The 16663-nt window shown below is 58.8% G+C and carries 17 protein-coding genes and 2 pseudogenes; 7 read left to right on the forward strand and 12 right to left on the reverse strand.

The window, feature by feature from the left end; genetic code table 11:
* Positions 1 to 30 precede the first annotated feature (30 nt).
* On the forward strand, positions 31 to 357 hold the full coding sequence (locus F3J08_RS10955; protein ID WP_166929925.1) for a YraN family protein: 327 nt from the start codon (positions 31 to 33) through the stop codon (positions 355 to 357).
* Between the two features lie 253 nt (positions 358 to 610).
* Here F3J08_RS10955 and F3J08_RS10960 read toward each other — a convergent pair whose 3' ends face one another.
* The 10 genes from F3J08_RS10960 to purB all read right to left on the reverse strand — a co-directional run bounded on the left by F3J08_RS10960 (position 611) and on the right by purB (position 8950).
* Complete coding sequence (locus tag F3J08_RS10960; RefSeq protein ID WP_166929829.1) at positions 611 to 919, reverse strand: hypothetical protein; 309 nt, start codon at positions 917 to 919, stop codon at positions 611 to 613.
* Between the two features lie 165 nt (positions 920 to 1084).
* Positions 1085 to 1420, reverse strand: a complete 336-nt coding sequence (grxD, locus tag F3J08_RS10965) for a Grx4 family monothiol glutaredoxin (protein ID WP_023979215.1) — start codon at positions 1418 to 1420, stop codon at positions 1085 to 1087.
* A 72-nt stretch (positions 1421 to 1492) separates the two neighbouring features.
* Positions 1493 to 1723, reverse strand: a complete 231-nt coding sequence (locus F3J08_RS10970) for a BolA family protein (protein WP_031241086.1) — start codon at positions 1721 to 1723, stop codon at positions 1493 to 1495.
* 3 nt (positions 1724 to 1726) lie between these two features.
* Entirely contained in the window at positions 1727 to 3925 is a 2199-nt protein-coding gene (gene purL, locus F3J08_RS10975; RefSeq protein WP_166929927.1) for a phosphoribosylformylglycinamidine synthase subunit PurL, read from the reverse strand.
* Positions 3922 to 4623 carry a phosphoribosylformylglycinamidine synthase subunit PurQ gene (gene purQ, locus F3J08_RS10980; RefSeq protein ID WP_166929928.1) on the reverse strand — a complete coding sequence of 234 codons (702 nt, stop codon included), beginning with the start codon at positions 4621 to 4623 and terminating at the stop codon, positions 3922 to 3924. The genes purL and purQ overlap by 4 nt, the downstream gene beginning before the upstream one ends.
* On the reverse strand, positions 4620 to 5021 hold the full coding sequence (locus tag F3J08_RS10985; RefSeq protein ID WP_023979210.1) for a Rap1a/Tai family immunity protein: 402 nt from the start codon (positions 5019 to 5021) through the stop codon (positions 4620 to 4622). The genes purQ and F3J08_RS10985 overlap by 4 nt, the downstream gene beginning before the upstream one ends.
* The gene (gene purS / locus F3J08_RS10990) at positions 5018 to 5260 is read right to left on the reverse strand and encodes a phosphoribosylformylglycinamidine synthase subunit PurS (RefSeq protein ID WP_122039588.1); all 243 of its coding nucleotides are present in this window, start codon (positions 5258 to 5260) and stop codon (positions 5018 to 5020) included. Before purS ends, F3J08_RS10985 begins: the two co-directional genes overlap by 4 nt.
* On the reverse strand, positions 5257 to 6021 hold the full coding sequence (gene purC, locus F3J08_RS10995; protein WP_025886165.1) for a phosphoribosylaminoimidazolesuccinocarboxamide synthase: 765 nt from the start codon (positions 6019 to 6021) through the stop codon (positions 5257 to 5259). The genes purS and purC overlap by 4 nt, the downstream gene beginning before the upstream one ends.
* Positions 6022 to 6131: 110 nt before the next feature.
* Positions 6132 to 7520 (reverse strand): sugar porter family MFS transporter, encoded by a 1389-nt coding sequence (locus tag F3J08_RS11000; protein WP_122039587.1) that lies wholly within the window; start codon positions 7518 to 7520, stop codon positions 6132 to 6134.
* Positions 7521 to 7618: 98 nt separating this feature from the next.
* Entirely contained in the window at positions 7619 to 8950 is a 1332-nt protein-coding gene (gene purB, locus F3J08_RS11005; protein WP_166929930.1) for an adenylosuccinate lyase, read from the reverse strand.
* Positions 8951 to 9132: 182 nt separating this feature from the next.
* Here purB and F3J08_RS11010 point away from each other — a divergent pair, with 182 nt between their 5' ends.
* Genes F3J08_RS11010 through F3J08_RS11015 form a run of 3 tightly spaced genes read left to right on the forward strand, consistent with a single transcriptional unit; the run spans position 9133 to position 12176 of the window.
* Complete coding sequence (locus F3J08_RS11010; protein WP_122039668.1) at positions 9133 to 9729, forward strand: TerC family protein; 597 nt, start codon at positions 9133 to 9135, stop codon at positions 9727 to 9729.
* Positions 9716 to 11674, forward strand: a complete 1959-nt coding sequence (locus tag F3J08_RS17190) for a lytic transglycosylase domain-containing protein (protein WP_240149296.1) — start codon at positions 9716 to 9718, stop codon at positions 11672 to 11674. Before F3J08_RS11010 ends, F3J08_RS17190 begins: the two co-directional genes overlap by 14 nt.
* Positions 11667 to 12176 carry a CinA family protein gene (locus F3J08_RS11015; RefSeq protein WP_240386527.1) on the forward strand — a complete coding sequence of 170 codons (510 nt, stop codon included), beginning with the start codon at positions 11667 to 11669 and terminating at the stop codon, positions 12174 to 12176. The genes F3J08_RS17190 and F3J08_RS11015 overlap by 8 nt, the downstream gene beginning before the upstream one ends.
* A 16-nt stretch (positions 12177 to 12192) precedes the next feature.
* Here F3J08_RS11015 and F3J08_RS11020 read toward each other — a convergent pair.
* Positions 12193 to 12427, reverse strand: a pseudogene (locus F3J08_RS11020) (transposase); the annotation flags it as partial.
* A 78-nt stretch (positions 12428 to 12505) separates the two neighbouring features.
* On the opposite strand from F3J08_RS11020, the gene F3J08_RS11025 reads away from it, so the two are divergent.
* The 3 genes and pseudogenes from F3J08_RS11025 (at position 12506) to F3J08_RS11035 (ending at position 16257) form a co-directional block, all read left to right on the forward strand.
* Complete coding sequence (locus F3J08_RS11025) at positions 12506 to 13585, forward strand: IS5 family transposase (RefSeq protein ID WP_166929934.1); 1080 nt, start codon at positions 12506 to 12508, stop codon at positions 13583 to 13585.
* A 449-nt stretch (positions 13586 to 14034) separates the two neighbouring features.
* Entirely contained in the window at positions 14035 to 15258 is a 1224-nt protein-coding gene (locus F3J08_RS11030) for an acyltransferase (RefSeq protein WP_166929936.1), read from the forward strand.
* A gap of 198 nt (positions 15259 to 15456) precedes the next feature.
* A pseudogene (locus F3J08_RS11035) lies at positions 15457 to 16257 on the forward strand (IS5 family transposase).
* Between the two features lie 68 nt (positions 16258 to 16325).
* Here the strand turns inward: F3J08_RS11035 and F3J08_RS11040 are convergent.
* Entirely contained in the window at positions 16326 to 16640 is a 315-nt protein-coding gene (locus F3J08_RS11040; protein ID WP_031241083.1) for an antibiotic biosynthesis monooxygenase, read from the reverse strand.
* Between the last annotated feature and the right edge of the window lie 23 nt (positions 16641 to 16663).

Consider the following 16663-nt stretch of genomic DNA (forward strand, 5'->3'; position numbering starts at 1 on the left):
AGGCGCGGCGGCAGGGCTTTCGCCGCTGGAATGGCGGCGGAGGCCCACACGCGCGAAACGCTTGCAAATGCGGGCTACGTGCTTCTTGCCGAGCGATGCCGCACGCCATATGGCGAGATCGATCTCGTCGCGGCGAATGACGGTCTTATTCTGTTCGTTGAGGTCAAGCAGCGCCGAACATTGGATGAGGCCGCCTACGCCCTGAGGCTTCCCCAGCAGCGCCGTCTACTTGCCGCTGCGGAGTATCTTCTTCAGACGCAGCCGTCATGGCGACGCGAAAAGACCCGGTTCGACCTCATGATATATGACGTCGCCGGGAATGTTGGATGGATCGAGGATATTCTGAGGGACGGTTAGTCCAACCGTCGAACAGCGCTGTTGCCCCTGCACCGGACTTGCCTTGGATGAGAGACAGAAGCCTTCGGGGAGCGACCGCGGCTGCATAGCATGGCGGTCGGAAATGGTCGGCGGGAAACGCCGGGAGCACGGTCTAGTTAGCTACCGAAGTTCAGTAGCGTCGGCGAGCCCCACAAATGGCCCTGCCTGGTAGACACGATAACACCCCCGCAGGAGAGCAGTCCAAGCGGGACGCTGTAGCGCCCCCAATCTGTCAGCCGTGACGGCGGGCGTGATGCTTGCTGCTTGCCGGTGCCTTGGCGTGATAAACCACAGTGTGGACTAGGGCGCGACGCGACGGCGCTGAGACGTGATGGGCGGCCACCTGATGAACGGCTGCGCCGTGGTGATGCGTATAGGTGGTGACGGGGCGGTGATAGACGGGCGTGGCGGTAAGCGCATCAAGCGTCAGCTTGGAGGCTTCCCAATCGGTGATCTCTCTTGCGCTTGCACCATGAGAGGCGAAGGCTGCCCCGGCGGCGACGACTGAAGCTGCAAGTTTGAGACCCGATAGACGCCGCATTTTTTCTTCCCTCTGAATGACTTCCGCCACGTTAGTCAGGACTGCGAAAGCACAACAAGAGGTCTGAAGAAGAAATTTTTACAAGAAGATTTACCGTTGCAATACTGCCACAGTTTAAGACGAAACCGTGGCAGCGCGCAGAGTTTATGGCTTAATCAAGGCAGATCAGGACACCTTTTTGGCAATCTGCTTTTCTTCCAGCAGAGACTCCAGTTCGCCGCTCTGGAACATATCGGTCACGATATCGCAGCCACCGATGAACTCGCCCTTGATGTAAAGCTGCGGCACTGTCGGCCACTGCGAAAAGTCCTTGATGCCCTGGCGCAGTTCCGGGCTTGCAAGCACATTGGCCGTCTCGAAATCGACGCCCATGTGCCCGAGGATCTGCACGACGCGTGCGGAAAAACCGCATTGCGGGAACAGCTTGTCACCCTTCATGAAAAGCATGACGGGATTGTTGTCGATAAGCTGCTGAATCTGCTGGAAAGTAGCTTCGGCCATGGATCGCTCCTGTGCGCGAGATGCGCGTTGGGTCAATAATCGCTTAATTATAGACCCAACTAGTCTCGATTGTCAGGGGGTTTGTGTTTTGAGGGCCAGAGCGTGAAGCTCTGTCCCCATACGGCCACCAAACGCGTCATAGACGAGCTTGTGCTGGCGCACCCGTGGCAGCCCCGCAAAAGCAGTGCTGGTCACGGTTGCAGCATAATGGTCCCCATCGCCCGCGAGATCATGAATCTCGATCACGGCATCAGGCAGGGCAGCCTTGATGGTGCGTTCGATTTCTTCGGCGCTCATCGGCATGGTTCAGCGCTCCATCAGCTTGGGGAAGAACTCGGCATTGACCTTGCGCATACGCTCGGCCGACAGGCTCATACCGTCGGTCAGAACCAGTGAATCACCCCCTGAACGTCCGAGATGGCGCACTGGCACATGAGCCTTTTCAGCTGCATCGATCAGCGCGGTAGCATGCTTGGTTGCCACCACGTAGCAGGCCTGGTCCTCGCCGAAGTAATAGGCATGAAGGCTCGTGCCGTGATGCGGCTTGTCAAGATGGCAGCCAACGCCGCTCGCCATGACCATCTCCGCCACGGCCACAAGCAATCCGCCATCGGCGATGTCGTGGCAGGCCTCAATGCGCCCTTCCCCGATCATCTTGCGCACGAAGTCGCCGTTGCGACGCTCCGCGTGAAGATCGATGATCGGCGGGGCACCATCTTCGCGATGGCAGATCTCACGCAACCAAAGCGACTGGCCGAGTTCGCCGCGGATCTCGCCAATCAGAACAAGTTCGCACTGCTCAGGCATGCCAAGACCAATCGCCTTGGTTACATCGTCGATCACACCGATAGCGCCAATGGCCGGCGTCGGCAGGATCGGCTGGCTCAGACCGCTCGGATGGCTCGTCTGGTTGTATAGCGACACATTACCACTCACCACCGGGAAATCCAGCGCACGGCAGGCCTCACCCATGCCTTTGATGGCATCGGCGAACTGACCCATGATCTCCGGCTTTTCGGGATTGCCGAAGTTCAGGTTATCGGTCACGGCCAGCGGCAGCGCACCCGTTGCCGTGATATTGCGCCAGGCTTCTGCAACTGCCTGAGCCCCACCCGCATGCGGGTCAGCCTGACAATAGCGCGGCGTACAATCGGTCGTCATGGCAAGACCGCGCTTCGTGCCCTCGACGCGAACGATGGCAGCATCGGCCGCACCGGGGCGACGGGCCGTCTGCCCCCCCACGCCGCTGTCATACTGGTTCCAGACCCAGGCGCGCGAAGCGAGATCCGGGCAGGCCAGCAGGGTCAGCAGCGCATGTTCGACACCCGCAGGATCGGCCACAGTGCCCAGACGCGCCGGCTTGGCAGCGTGCGTCATGGGACGATGGTAGAGCGGTGCCTCATCAGCCAGTGGCGCAAGCGGAATATCCGCCTCCGTCTTGCCGAGATGCTTGACCGTGATATGCGCCGTATCGGTCAGCACGCCGACAATCGCAAAATCAAGGTCCCATTTTTCGAAAATGGCGCGGGCTACGTCGGTGCGTTCGGGCTTGAGCACCATGAGCATACGCTCCTGGCTCTCCGACAGCATCATTTCATAGGCCGTCATACCGGTCTCGCGCTGCGGCACCTTGTCGAGGTCGAGTTCGATACCGACACTACCCTTGCCTGCCATCTCGACAGCAGAGGATGTGAGGCCAGCCGCACCCATATCCTGAATCGCCACGATGGCATCGGTCGCCATCAGTTCGAGACAGGCCTCGATCAACAGCTTCTCGGTGAACGGATCACCCACCTGCACCGTCGGACGCTTGGACGCCGCATGTTCGTCGAATTCCGCCGAGGACATGGTAGCGCCGTGAATGCCATCGCGCCCGGTCTTGGAGCCGACATAAACCACCGGATTGCCGATACCCGCAGCAGCCGAGAGGAAAATGCGATCCTGACGGGCGATACCAACGGTCATGGCGTTGACGAGCGGGTTGCCATTATAGGCCGGGTGGAAATTGATCTCACCGCCTACCGTGGGAACACCAACACAGTTACCGTAGCCACCAATGCCACGTACCACGCCATCAATCACGCGCTGCGTCACAGGAAGCGACGGGTCACCGAAGCGAAGTGCGTTCAGATTGGCAACGGGGCGCGCGCCCATCGTGAACACATCGCGCAGGATGCCACCCACGCCTGTCGCCGCGCCCTGATAGGGCTCGATGAACGACGGATGGTTGTGGCTCTCCATCTTGAAGACAGCCGCAAGACCGTCTCCGATATCCACAACACCGGCATTTTCGCCGGGGCCATGAATGACCCAGGGGGCCTTGGTGGGCAGGGTCTTGAGATGCACGCGCGATGATTTGTAGGAGCAATGCTCCGACCACATGACCGAGAAGATACCGAGTTCGGTCAGGCTGGGCACGCGGCCCATGATGTCCAGAACCTTCTGGTATTCCTCCGCAGAGAGACCGAAGCGGGCGGCGAGTTCAGCGTTGACGATCATGCTCATGCGACGAGACTCTTCACCAGACCCGAGAACAGCGGCACGCCATCTGTCGCGCCAAGATCGGGATCGACCAGGTTTTCAGGGTGGGGCATCAGGCCGCAGACGCGCTTGTTGGCGCTCAGAATGCCTGCAATGGAGCGCTGGCTGCCATTGGGATTACTGATGCGGTTCGCGGCATCGAGTGTGCCCTTGGCGCAAACATAGCGGAAAGCCACACGATCTTCACCCTCAAGGCGATCGAGTTCGGCCTCCGAAGCTGTGTAGTTGCCGTCACCATGAGCCAGCGGCGCACGGAAGACATCGCCCTTGGACCAGTCACGCGTAAAGGCCGTATCCTGCGTCTCGACACGGAGGAACCCGTCCTGCGAAAGAAAACGCATCCCTGCATTACGCAGGAGCGCCCCCGGCAGAAGCTGGGCTTCGGTCAGGATCTGGAACCCGTTGCACACGCCCAGCACATACCCGCCGCGCTCGGCGAAGGCACGCACCTCGCGCAGGATCGGCGAGTGTGCGCCCATGGCGCCCGAACGCAGATAGTCGCCAAAGCTGAACCCGCCCGGAAGGACAATCAGGTCCAGATCAGGCAGGCTCGTATCACGATGCCAGAGCATGGTGGGTGCCTTGCCGCTGACGAGACGAAGCGCCTGCTCCATGTCGCGCTCACGGTTCGTGCCGGGGAAAACGACGATACCGGCCTTCATGGCTTCCCTCCCTGGCCCGAACACGGATAGGCCTCGTGCAGTGCAGCAAAAACGGATTTGCCGACAGGGAATTTCAGGACGTCCTGATGGGCCTTGAGCCAGGACAGCACCTTGCCACGCATGGCATCGGTGGTTTCGGCGTCAGGGACGCAGAAACCGACCACCGTGCCGCTATCGCCATTGCTCTTGGCGTTCAGTGCCGAAAGCGCACCTGAATCGGCCATGCCGGCAATATAGGCATCACAGACGGCCTTGCCCTGGGGCTTGGAGCAGATGGCGCCAAAGCGACCGGCCTGCATGGAAGAGAGACGATGCTCATCAGCCTGAGCCACACCGGCCAGGCCGCCTGCTGGCAGTGCAAGCGCAACTGCCGCCAGAAGAGCCAGCTTGCGGGTCATCCAACAACCTCGACAGCGAAATCTTCGATCACGAGGTTCGCCAGAAGCTCACGGGCCATTGCCTCGCCCTGGGCGAGTGCCTTTTGACGGTCTTCGGTCGCGATCTCGAGTTCCATGGTCTTGCCCACGCGCACTTCGCCGACATTGGCAAAGCCCAGCACCTCAAGGGCGTGCCCAATGGCCTTGCCCTGCGGATCGAGCACGCCTTCCTTCAGCATGACATTGACGCGAATTTTCATTGCATGACCTCCGGTCCTTTGAGATCGCCGTTGCCGGCCTCGGGCAGAATGCCAAGGCGGCGGGCGACTTCCTGATAAGCTTCCTCGACACGGCCCATATCCCGACGGAAACGGTCCTTGTCGAGCTTCTCGCTCGTCTTGGTGTCCCACAGGCGGCAGTTATCGGGAGAAATTTCGTCGGCGAGCACAATACGCATCTCGTCGTTTTCCCACAGGCGACCAAATTCGAGCTTGAAATCGACAAGCTGGATGCCGATGCCCTGGAACATGCCCGTGAGAAAATCGTTGGTGCGCAGCGCGTAGGCATTGATCTCATCGAGATCCTGCGCATTGGCCCAGCCAAAGGCGGTGACATGCTCTTCCGACACCATCGGGTCGTTGAGCGCATCGTTCTTGTAGTAATATTCGAGAATCGAACGGGGCAGACGCGTGCCTTCGGCTAGGCCGAGGCGCTTGGCAATCGAGCCCGCAGCCACGTTGCGCACAACGACTTCAAGGGGGATGATCTCGACTTCGCGGATCAGCTGCTCGCGCATGTTCAGGCGGCGGACAAAATGAGTCGGAATACCGATTTCATGCAGGCGAAGCATGAGGTGTTCGCTGATGCGGTTATTCAGCACGCCCTTGCCGGTGATGATCCCCTTTTTCACGCCATTGCCGGCGGAGGCATCATCCTTGAAATACTGAACGAGTGTGCCGGGCTCTGGCCCCTCGAACAGGATCTTGGCTTTTCCTTCATAGAGCTGACGACGGCGTGCCATGACGATCTTTCAAAAACGGTGAACGGCGTTGTCCCGCATATAGCAGCGGAGCAACGCCGTTCATACCCATGATCGTCCCCTGTCGTCATGACAGGAGAGCGCATGTCGTCTTATTCGGCAGCAGCAGCCTTGGCGCGAGCGATGGGCGCAAAGGTGCCGTCACGCAGGGATGCCTCGAGCTGTTCGAGCGAACGGCCCCGTGTCTCGGGCACATAACGCAGCACGAAGAAGAACGAGACAGCATTCACGGCCGCGAAGAGCCAGAACGTACCGCCAGCGCCGAGCGCCTTCACCATGCTGAGAGTCGTGAGCGAAATGATCAGATCTGCGCCCCAGTGGCTCGCAGCAACAAGGCTCATGCCCGTGCCACGGCAGGAGAGCGGGAACACCTCTGCACCCACCAGCCAGATCGCCACGGAAAGACTGCCGACGTTGAACACGACATAACCCACCACGGCAGCGGCAGTCACAAATGCACCCCAGCCATGGGTCTGGCCGGTGAAAAACATGAAGCCCAGCAGAACGAGCGAAACAACAGCGCCGGGGATCATGCGAAGCATGAGGGTACGACGCCCCCAGGCGTCGACGGCCCAGCCGCCGAATGCAACCGTACCAACCATCGAAACACCGACCGCAACCGAGGTCAGCAGCGCGGATGACTGACCAAAGCCAGCATCGGCAAAAATGGTCGGCGCGTAGTACATGACCGCGTTGATGCCTGTAAGCTGGCAAAGCAGCGCAATACCAACGGCCGCAATGGTAGCCGGGCGAACCCAGGGCTTGAACACCTCGGAAAGCGGGGCCTTCTCGTCGTGCTGGTCCTGAATTTCCTGCAGTTCACGGTCAGCTTCAGCATCGGTGCGACGCACGCTGCGCAGAACGGTGCGGGCGCGTTCGAATTCACCCTGCATGGCCAGCCAGCGCGGGCTGTTGGGCAGGAAAAGCATACCGACGAAAAGGATGACTGCCGGGATGACACCCAGGCCGAACATCAGGCGCCAGGAGTAATCCTGCAGCAGATAGCCGGTGATGAAGGAGATAAGCTGACCGAAGGCGATGGCAAACTGGAATGCAACCACGAGCGAACCGCGACGCTCGGGCGGCGCGATCTCGGCGATATAGATCGGCACGATCTGCGAGGATGCGCCAATGGCCAGACCAAGGATAAGACGGGCAAAGGTCAGAACAGCGACCGTGTGCGCAAAGGTGACGATCACGGTGCCGATAAGGAACAACGTTGCCGCAGCAATGATCGTACGACGACGACCCAGACGATCCGAAAGCGGCGCTGCCGAGATACAGCCAATCAGCGCACCAAGAATGACGGCCGAGGTAACGATCTCGGCGCTCTCCGTGGTGAGCTGGAATTGCGGGGTGAGCTGAAGCAGGGCGGCCGAGATGATACCTGTATCATACCCGAAAAGGAGGCCGCCCGTCGCCGCGATTACGGCGATGAAGTTCGTTAGTGCATGCCCTCGTGGGCGCGATGTGGAAGCCATTGGTCAGCTTTCGTCTTGGTCCGGATGAACGTGCTTGAGATTACAAACTCGTTACTTCCACAATAAGACGCCACAAGGTCAACACATAATGTGGGATCTCAACCAAAAACCTTGTCATATATGCGGTCTACGGCAACAAGATGTCGTGTGCTGTCCATAGCGTCGTCGAGCACCTTGGAGTCGACCCGCCCGGCCACCTCGGGATCCGCATCGAGATTCTCACGGAAGCTGCGGCCTTCGGGAGTTCCGAGTCTGGTCCAGGTCTCCATCGCGTTGCGCTGTACGATACGGTAGGCGTCCTCACGCGAGATACCCGAGCGGGCAAGAGCCAGCAGGACTTCGCCCGAATGGACCACACCACCCAGTGATTCGAGATTGGCCATCATGCGCTCGGGATAGACCACCAGCTTGTCCATCATGCCTGCCAGACGCATCAGCGCGAAATCGAGGCCAATCGTCGCATCGGGGCCGATGTTACGCTCGACCGAAGAGTGGCTGATATCGCGCTCATGCCAGAGCGCCACATTTTCGAGCGCCGGGATAACATGCGAGCGGATCAGACGCGCCAGGCCGGTAAGGTTCTCTGAAAGCACCGGGTTACGCTTGTGGGGCATGGCCGAGCTGCCCTTCTGCCCGGGATGGAAGAACTCTTCCGCCTCGCGCACTTCCGAGCGCTGGAGGTGACGCACCTCGACAGCCAGACGCTCGATACCGCTCGAAATCACACCGAGCGCACAGAAGAACGCGGCATGACGGTCGCGCGGAATGACCTGTGTCGAGACATCCTCGGCAGCAAGCCCGAGACGCGCCGCCACGAATTCTTCCACACGGGGGTCGATATGGGCGTAGGTGCCAACTGCGCCCGAAATCGCGCAGATGGCAATTTCCTTGCGGGCTGCCAGCAGGCGCTCACGGTTGCGGGCGAACTCGGCATAATGGCCAGCGAGCTTGAGCCCGAAGCTGGTCGGCTCGGCATGGATGGCGTGCGAGCGGCCGATCGTGACGGTGTTCTTGTGAGCGAAAGCCTGCTTCTTCAGTGCGGCCAGCACGGCATCGAGATCTTCGAGCAGCAGGTCGGTTGCCTGAACGAGCTGGACCGAAAAACACGTGTCCAGAACGTCAGAGGACGTCATGCCAAGATGCACGAAGCGGCTCTCAGGGCCGATCTTTTCGGCCAGCCATGTCAGGAACGCGATCACATCATGACGCGTCACGGCCTCGATCTCGTCGATACGGGCCAGATCGTCGTCCGAGAACGCGGCCATCGCGGCGTCACCACGCTCGCGAATGACCTGCGCCGCTTCCTTCGGCATGTCGCCCAGCTCTGCCATCGCCTCACAGGCCAGCGCCTCGATCTCGAACCAGATACGATAGCGGTTGGCAGGCGACCAAATGGCGGTCATTTCAGGGCGGCTATAACGTGGCACCATGACGGTAAGGCTCCTTCGGGAAGAAAACGCTGCGAGAGCGGAAAGTCCGGATTGCGCCCTCTTACCGCAATACGCACGCCACGAACACCTTCCAGGCGAACACCCTGCGTTGGGGTGCGTATAATTGCGCGCACCCCGTCTGGCCGCTAGGCTTCGGGCCCTGAAGATATGTGGAGGATAATGTGGCGCCTGATCTCACCTGGCACGCCCTGATCGCGCTTGCCCAGGTTGTCATGATCGACATCACCCTGGCGGGCGATAATGCCGTCGTTATTGGCATGGTGGTGCGCGGCCTGCCCGCAGCCCAGCGACGCAAGGCCATCATCGTGGGGGTCGCGAGTGCGGCGCTCATGCGCATCGTGCTTGCCCTTGTGGCGTCGCAGCTGCTGGCCGTCATTGGCCTCACCCTTGCAGGCGGGCTGCTGCTACTCTGGGTTTGCTGGAAAATGTACCAGGAGATGCGCCACCCCGAACCCGCCGAGGGGGAGACGCGCAGCGGCACGCTAGGTCAGGCGATCTTCCGGATCATCCTCGCCGATCTGTCCATGAGCCTCGACAATGTGCTGGCGGTTGCAGGCGCCTCGCTGGGTCATCCCTACGTGCTTGTGACTGGTCTCGCCTTCTCTGTCGTGCTCATGGGTGTGGCGGCGACGCTCGTGGCAAAGCTGCTCGAACGCTATCGCTGGATTGCGTGGCTGGGGCTCGCCATCGTGGCCTTTGTCGCCTGTGAGCTGATCTACAAGGGGAGTATCGAGGTGGTGCATCATGTCGCGGGCTAAATCCCTCCTTCTGACCGGCACCTTTCTCCTGCTTGGCGGTTGCAGCACCCACGCTCAGGAGCCCGCCCCACCGGTTGCCGAGGCAGCCGCCCCGGATGAGACCGGGGACGGCTCAGCAACATCCTCGATGGTGCCCCCCGTTACCAGCGCACCGGGGGATGTCGCCTCACGGCTCGACTCCTGGCTTGCCCTGATCCAGCCTGATCCCGGGATTTCAGCACGCGCCTATGCAGATTTTCTGGATATCACCCCCGCGTGGCCCGAGCGCTCCGTCATGTTGTCGCGCTATCAGCAGGCACTGGCAACGCGCACGAGCGACAGCGAACTGACGTCACTATGCCCACGCGAGCCGCTTACTGGTGTGCAGGCCTTCATGCGTTGCGCGACCCTTCTGCCAGACGCTGCCAGCCAGGCGCGGCGCATCTGGCGTAACGGCGCGGATCGGGAGACCGATTCCAGCCTTATCCTCGCGGAATACGCAACGAGCCTGACACCTGACGATCATTGGGCGCGTTTCCAGCGCCAACTGCGCACACGCCAGTTCACAGCAGCAGGGCGACAGGTTTCGCTGCTGGCTCCGTCCCGGCAGGGAACAGCGCGTGTGCTGATCGCGCTGCTTTCCAACGCCCCGGATTCAGCCGCGCAATTTGCTTCCCTTACCGACGCACAACGCGCCGAGCCACAGATCATGCTGGCGCGCCTGCGGCAGCTTCGTCGCTATGAGACGCCAGATGTCGCTTTTGCACTCTGGCAAAGCAATGGCTTTGACGCCCAGAAGCATGCGCCATCAAGCGACTGGACCAATGAGCGCCTTGGTCTGGCGCGCGCTTTCCTCATGCAGGGCAACGTACCACAGGCGCGCATCCTGGCCGATGATACGACCTTACCCCTCAGTGCCGCCCCCGCGCTGGAGGCCCGCTTTCTGCGTGGATGGATCGACCTGCGTTTTGTCAAAAACCCTGCCCAGGCCCGGGAAGCATTTTCTCCCCTCACCCGTCAGACGAGCCTGATCACCCGCAGCCGGGGCTATTACTGGCTTGGACGCGCCTACGCTGCGGAGGACGCACAGAGCGAGGCCAATGCCGCGTGGCGACAGGCGGCTACAATGCCCACGACATTTTATGGGCAATTGGCACAGGCCGCGTTGTCAGGGAAAAGCGATACACTGCTCCCCGATGGCGGCGACGTGCCCGGTCTGGCTCAGGCCCTCGCGCGCGTACCGTCGCTCTCCAGCGGCCCGGTCTCGCGCGGTGACCTTATCGAAGCTACCCGGTTGCTTCATGAGCGCGGTGACGATGACCACGCCCGTGAGTTCCTGATGATGGGGTATTCTCAGGTTCAGGATGCCGCCGGTGAGGCGGCACTCGCCCGGTTCAGCCTGTCCATTGATGTGCTTGAGCCTGCTGTGTTCGCAGCGCGCCGCACAGGTCGTCTGGGCGCCGCGCTGTATCCCGAAGGCTGGCCCGTTCTCGATGGCGTGCAGGCCGAGGAGGACGGCCTGCCACATGGGCTCGCCCTTGCTGTAGCGCGCCAGGAAAGCAGTTTCGACGCGCATGTTTCGAGCCCGGCCAAGGCCATCGGCCTGATGCAGCTTCAGACAGGCACAGCACGGGATGTCGCCCGCCGCGCGGGGCTTGCCGGGGTCGATACGAGCGCCAGTGGCCTGCGGGACCCTTCAACGAACCTCACACTGGGGCGCGCCTATCTGGCCCAGCTTCTACAGCGTTTTGGCAATGTCGTGCCGGTTGTTCTCTCCGCCTATAATGCGGGGCCTCATCGCACCGACCAATGGCTGGCCAGCCTCCCCCTGCCCCAGCCTCTCACTCAGGAGGGCATGGTCGACTGGATCGAGAGCCTGCCTTACGAGGAGACACGCTCCTATATCCAGCGCGTCGAGGAAAACATGGCACTCTATCGTGTTCTGGAGGTCAATCACCGTGGCTGAATCAGCTCTTGTTCCCGCCAGCCTGACAGAAAAGGCGCAAGCCGTTCTCGACTTCCTGCGTCAGCGCGGGGCACGCCTCGTGACAGCGGAAAGCTGCACAGGAGGGCTGATTGCGGCAATGCTTACATCTCTTGCAGGATCGTCAGACGTGATCGAGGGCGGGATCGTCAGCTATTCCAACGCGATGAAAATGGATGCTCTGGATGTTGCGGAGCTGACGCTGGAACGTCACGGCGCCGTCAGCGAAGCTGTCGCGACCGAGATGGCCATGGGCGCCCTCGATCGTGCCGAAAACGCGACCATCGCTGTTGCCGTCACTGGTATAGCCGGGCCGGCGGGCGGGACGGCGGACAAGCCCGTCGGCACGGTCTGCCTGTGTGTCATGGAGGGGACCAAAAATCCCGTCCTGGAGACGGCTCATTTCTCCGGCAATCGGAATGATGTGCGCGCGGCTACGGTCGAGCGTGCCTTTGACCTGATCCTGACCCGCCTCGGCACATAAGAGCCTGTTTGGAAACTCACCGATGGACATTTCTGCGGGTGAGATTGGCGCCCATGGCGACGAGGATCATGGCTTGTGAGACGTCGCCAGCGGGTCATCCAGCCAAAGGTCCGCTCCACGACCCATCGTCGGGGCAGAATCTCGAAGCCTTTTGCACCGTCCCTGCGTCGGATGACTTCGACGACGAAGTCCAGATAAGCCGCCTTGTCCATCAACTGGAGCCGGTCGTAAGCCCCGTCGGCGAACAGGTGGAGGGTTCGAAGAACCCACTGGTTTTGAAACCAGCTCTGTGATTCCATTCGTCCGGTTCTGACTGAGGGAATGGCGCTATGAAGCAGCCGGGTTTCTCTGATGTGGATGAGCGGCTTGCGCGGTTGAGCGGGCTTGGTGATCAGCTCGAAGCGTTTTCCCGGACTGTGGATTTCGAGGCGTTCCGCCCTGATCTGGAGAAGGCTCTGGCTTACTCAGACGGGAGCAAGGGCGGGCGTCCGCCGTTCGATCCGGTACTGATGTTCAAGATCCTGGTGATCCAGACATTGAACAATCTCTCCGATGAACGGACGGAGTATCTGATCAACGAACGTCTGTCGTTCATGCGTTTCCTAAGTCTGGCCTTATCGGATCGGGTACCCGATGCCAAGACGGTCTGGCTGTTTCGCGCGCGTCTGACCGAGGCGGGCGTCATCCAGAGTTTGTTCGCGCGCTTTGACGCCACATTGCGCAACGCCGGGTATTTACCGATGTCGGGCCAGATCCTGAATGCAACGCTGGTGGCTGCTCCAAAGCAGCGGAACTCCAACGCAGAGAAAGCCGATCTTCGGGAAGGACGGATCCCACAGAACTCGCAGGACAAACCGGCAAAGCTGTCGCACAAGGACAGACATGCGCGCTGGACACTGAAGTTCACGAAGGCAAAACGGCAGGAGGACGGGACGCTCCCAATCACAGATCTCGACATTCCGTTCTTTGGATACAAGTCGCACATCTCCATCGAACGGAAGTTCCGGTTCATCCGGAAATGGAAGACGACGGATGCCGCCGCCAGTGATGGTGCCAGGCTGCGCGAGGGGCTGCTGGATAAAACCGATACCGCCTCTGGCGTCTGGGCCGACACGGCGTATCGCTCGAAAGCCAATGAGGCCTTCATGGACAAAAGGGGTTTCGTTTCGAAGGTTCACAGGAAAAAGCCGCATCTCAAACCGATGCCCCGCCACATCCAGCGGTCCAACGGAGGAAAGTCCGTGATCCGCACGCGTGTCGAGCATGTCTTTGCCGATCAGAAATCGCAGACGGGACTGTTCGTCCGAACTGTCGGTATCACGCGAGCCACCATAAGGATCGGGCTGGCCAATATCGTCTACAACATGCGCCGCTTCCTCTTCCTCGAAAGACTGAACGCGAGCGCGTAGCCATCCCAATGGCGATAGCCCGCGATCTGCTCAAAACGCAGAGCGAAAGTCACCCCGGGAGCCGTCAGTCAGAATGAAAAAACACTAAATTACCAGCCAGCTCCATCAACCAACGGTTCTTCGACCTCTCCAGGTCGCGCCCGCAGAATGCGCCAACTTCTTCACCGCCGCTGGATACGAGCCAGATTGAAAAGAAAACGCTCTAACGGTCGCGCCAGGCCCAAGAGCAGAAGGCGGGTCGCAGCTTGCTATGACAAATGCCCGACCGCCTTCTTTACGGTCATCTGGCTCGTCGCGCCTTCCATGATCTGGCTAGGCATTCTTAGCATGGAGTACCGCACCTACCACAAGGACAGGAAAATTACGCCAAAGGAACCAATGTCCTAAATTAGGACAAAATTCTTTGATTTGATGGATACCCAGATGATAAATAGAGTAATGGGATCGATATGAATAATACTTTTTCACGCTCGAAAATAACTAATATCATTCCTATTATGTTCCCCAGCAAAAATCAGCCAAATCTGGAGCGCATGTCTCATCGAGTGGCGGGAATAGATATTCTGAGAGGATTATCTATTATTTCGGTGATTCTTTTACACATAAATATTAGAATTCCATTATCGAAATTTTTTCATAATATTCCCAAAGCATTAGAATGGACTTTTCTTTGGAGTGGGTTTTACGGAGTATCCGCTTTCTTTGTTATATCGGGATACCTAATCACTACAAAATCATACGACCGCTGGGGAAATATTGGTGATGTCAAATTACTAGGATTCTACATAAATCGCTTTTCCAGAATAATACCTGGATTGATTTTTTTGCTTATCATAATGACTATTTTCAATGCCTTCAAGGTTCCAGGCTTTACCCTAGATCCTCACCAAGTATCTCTCTCACGAGCCTGGTGGGAAGCTCTAACCTTTCATATTAATATGTTTCAAGCCCACTGGGGCGATCTTCCTGCAACTTGGAATGCGCTTTGGTCTCTCTCAATAGAAGAGGCTTTTTATATTGGATTCCCTCTATTATGCCTTGCGTTGAGAAAAGAAAAACTTATCATCTCAGCACTTTGCATATTTGTCGTCGTCGCACCATTTGCTCGTATCTATGGTATCCATGAAACTGATCCGCAAGACCAGACATATCTATGCTGTATGGATGGCCTTGCAATTGGCTGTTTAGCCGCAATATTGCAGAGAAGGTTTCAGTTCAACTTAACTGGTCAACTTTCATTGTTCGCTTTCGGTTTTTGTCTCTTCGCCCTAGTGGATATTTTCAGAGTCCAAACATCACGCTGGGGATTAGTGTCGACCGGAACCTATATCACTGTTCTTACCTGTGGGGTCGCATTCATGCTGGTTGCCATTGGTTCTGGACTCGGCGCAAATTTTCGAATTCCTGGAGTAGGAATTATTAGTCGCTTCGGAAAGCTTAGCTACGAGATTTATCTTACTCACACCTTTATAACGATGACAGCATTGGGCATTTACGATCTCATCATACCAAAAGACCAACTAATACCAGTCATATATTTTTTTGTAATCTCCACCAGTCTTTTTATTGGTGTATACTACGAGCGCTTAATCACGGGCCCAAGCAATCGCTATCTTCGAGAAAAGCTGACAATGCTTTTTCAAAGAGGAGCGCGTCGGGCTCAAGATTCTTAAACAAAACAAAACGGTTGCGGAGAGATGGATAGCCGGCAAGGAGGCGGTCTGGCATCTATGATAGCAGGTCGCGGAATCATGTCACGCTAATTGCTGCGGGATAGATGCACGTGGAGGGTTCGAAAAACCCTCTGGTTTTGGGGCTCTTTGTGTGAGAGCCTGTCTGGAAAGTTGAAGCAGATGTGATTCAAGCTCTGGATGTGGACACCGGAGCAGAGGGCCCGAATGTCCGGGATTATCCGCAAGACGAAGCGTTATCCGTCGGACATGACGGACGAGGAATGGGCGCGGGTCGCGCCGCTGATGCCCGAACCGGGGCGCATGGGCTGTCCACGCGAGATCGAATTTCGTGAGGTGATCAACGCGGTGCGCTACCTGGTCCGCTCGGGCTGAGGCTGGCGGATGTTACCGATCCATTTCGGCCACTGGCGCACGGTCTATGGCTGGTTTCGGGAGCTGGCCCGGCGGTTTCTGTTTCAGACTGTTCATGACGTCGAACTGATGCTCGATCGGGAGCGGTCAGGTCGCGAGACGAGCCCAACCGCCGGAGTGATCGACAGCCAGAGCATCAAGGCACCGCATGCGCAAACAAGAGGTTATGAAGCCGGCAAGAAGGTCGTCGGGCGCAAGCGGCATATTGCCGTGGATACAGACGGACGTCTGCTGATGGTCAATCTGACCCCGGCCGACATCTCCGACAGCGCGGGCGCGCAGATGATCCTGGATGCGATCCGCAAGCGCTGGCTCTGGGTGAAGCACCTGTTCGCCGACGGGGCTTACGACCGGCTCCAGTTGATGGACAAGGCGGCTTATCTGGACTTCGTCGTCGAAGTCATCCGACGCAGGGACGGAGCGAAGGGCTTCGAAATTCTGCCCCGTCTGTGGGTCGTGGAGCGGACCTTTGGCTGAATGATCCGCTGGCGACGTCTAGTGCGTGACTTCGAGCGTCGTATCGACGTCTCACGAACAGTCCCTGCAATGGTTCGCGCAGCGTACTGAAGGCAAAAGGTCCCGGACCGGCATCAAACAATCATGCCGGTCGGGATTTTTGCCCGGAGGCATCAGTTTCAGTTATCGATATGCTGGACGACCTCGAAGCCCTCGAACACCGGCGGCCCCAGAGTCAGGGGCTTGTTGCCACCCGCACCAGCATGCGCCTTGCGGAACTGCTCGGACTGCGTCCAGTCACGAAATGCCTGCTCGGATGACCAGATGGTGTGGGATGACCAGAGAATATGGTCATCCTTGACCGGCCCACGCAGCAGCGAGAACGAGACAAAGCCTGGCACAGTCGTCAGCAGAACCTCACGATCGAGCCAGCGCTGGCGAAATGCTTCCTCGCTCTCGGGCAGGACCTGAAACCTGTTCATGGCGATATACATCGACGATACTTTCACAATCTTAT

The sequence above is a fragment of the Asaia sp. As-1742 genome, assembly GCF_011753235.1.
Classification (GTDB): domain Bacteria; phylum Pseudomonadota; class Alphaproteobacteria; order Acetobacterales; family Acetobacteraceae; genus Asaia; species Asaia bogorensis_B.

Coding starts and splice junctions, on each gene's coding strand:
- F3J08_RS10985 (WP_023979210.1), bottom strand. CDS start 5,021: ATGACCCGCAAGCTGGCTCTTCTGGCGGCAGTTGCGCTTGCACTGCCA.
- F3J08_RS10955 (WP_166929925.1), top strand. CDS start 31: ATGGCGGCGGAGGCCCACACGCGCGAAACGCTTGCAAATGCGGGCTAC.
- grxD (WP_023979215.1), bottom strand. CDS start 1,420: ATGGCCGAAGCTACTTTCCAGCAGATTCAGCAGCTTATCGACAACAAT.
- F3J08_RS17190 (WP_240149296.1), top strand. CDS start 9,716: ATGTCGCGGGCTAAATCCCTCCTTCTGACCGGCACCTTTCTCCTGCTT.
- F3J08_RS10970 (WP_031241086.1), bottom strand. CDS start 1,723: ATGCCGATGAGCGCCGAAGAAATCGAACGCACCATCAAGGCTGCCCTG.
- purC (WP_025886165.1), bottom strand. CDS start 6,021: ATGGCACGCCGTCGTCAGCTCTATGAAGGAAAAGCCAAGATCCTGTTC.
- purS (WP_122039588.1), bottom strand. CDS start 5,260: ATGAAAATTCGCGTCAATGTCATGCTGAAGGAAGGCGTGCTCGATCCG.
- F3J08_RS11030 (WP_166929936.1), top strand. CDS start 14,035: ATGAATAATACTTTTTCACGCTCGAAAATAACTAATATCATTCCTATT.
- F3J08_RS11000 (WP_122039587.1), bottom strand. CDS start 7,520: ATGGCTTCCACATCGCGCCCACGAGGGCATGCACTAACGAACTTCATC.
- F3J08_RS10960 (WP_166929829.1), bottom strand. CDS start 919: ATGCGGCGTCTATCGGGTCTCAAACTTGCAGCTTCAGTCGTCGCCGCC.
- purQ (WP_166929928.1), bottom strand. CDS start 4,623: ATGAAGGCCGGTATCGTCGTTTTCCCCGGCACGAACCGTGAGCGCGAC.
- F3J08_RS11025 (WP_166929934.1), top strand. CDS start 12,506: ATGAAGCAGCCGGGTTTCTCTGATGTGGATGAGCGGCTTGCGCGGTTG.
- purL (WP_166929927.1), bottom strand. CDS start 3,925: ATGAGCATGATCGTCAACGCTGAACTCGCCGCCCGCTTCGGTCTCTCT.
- F3J08_RS11040 (WP_031241083.1), bottom strand. CDS start 16,640: ATGTATATCGCCATGAACAGGTTTCAGGTCCTGCCCGAGAGCGAGGAA.
- purB (WP_166929930.1), bottom strand. CDS start 8,950: ATGGTGCCACGTTATAGCCGCCCTGAAATGACCGCCATTTGGTCGCCT.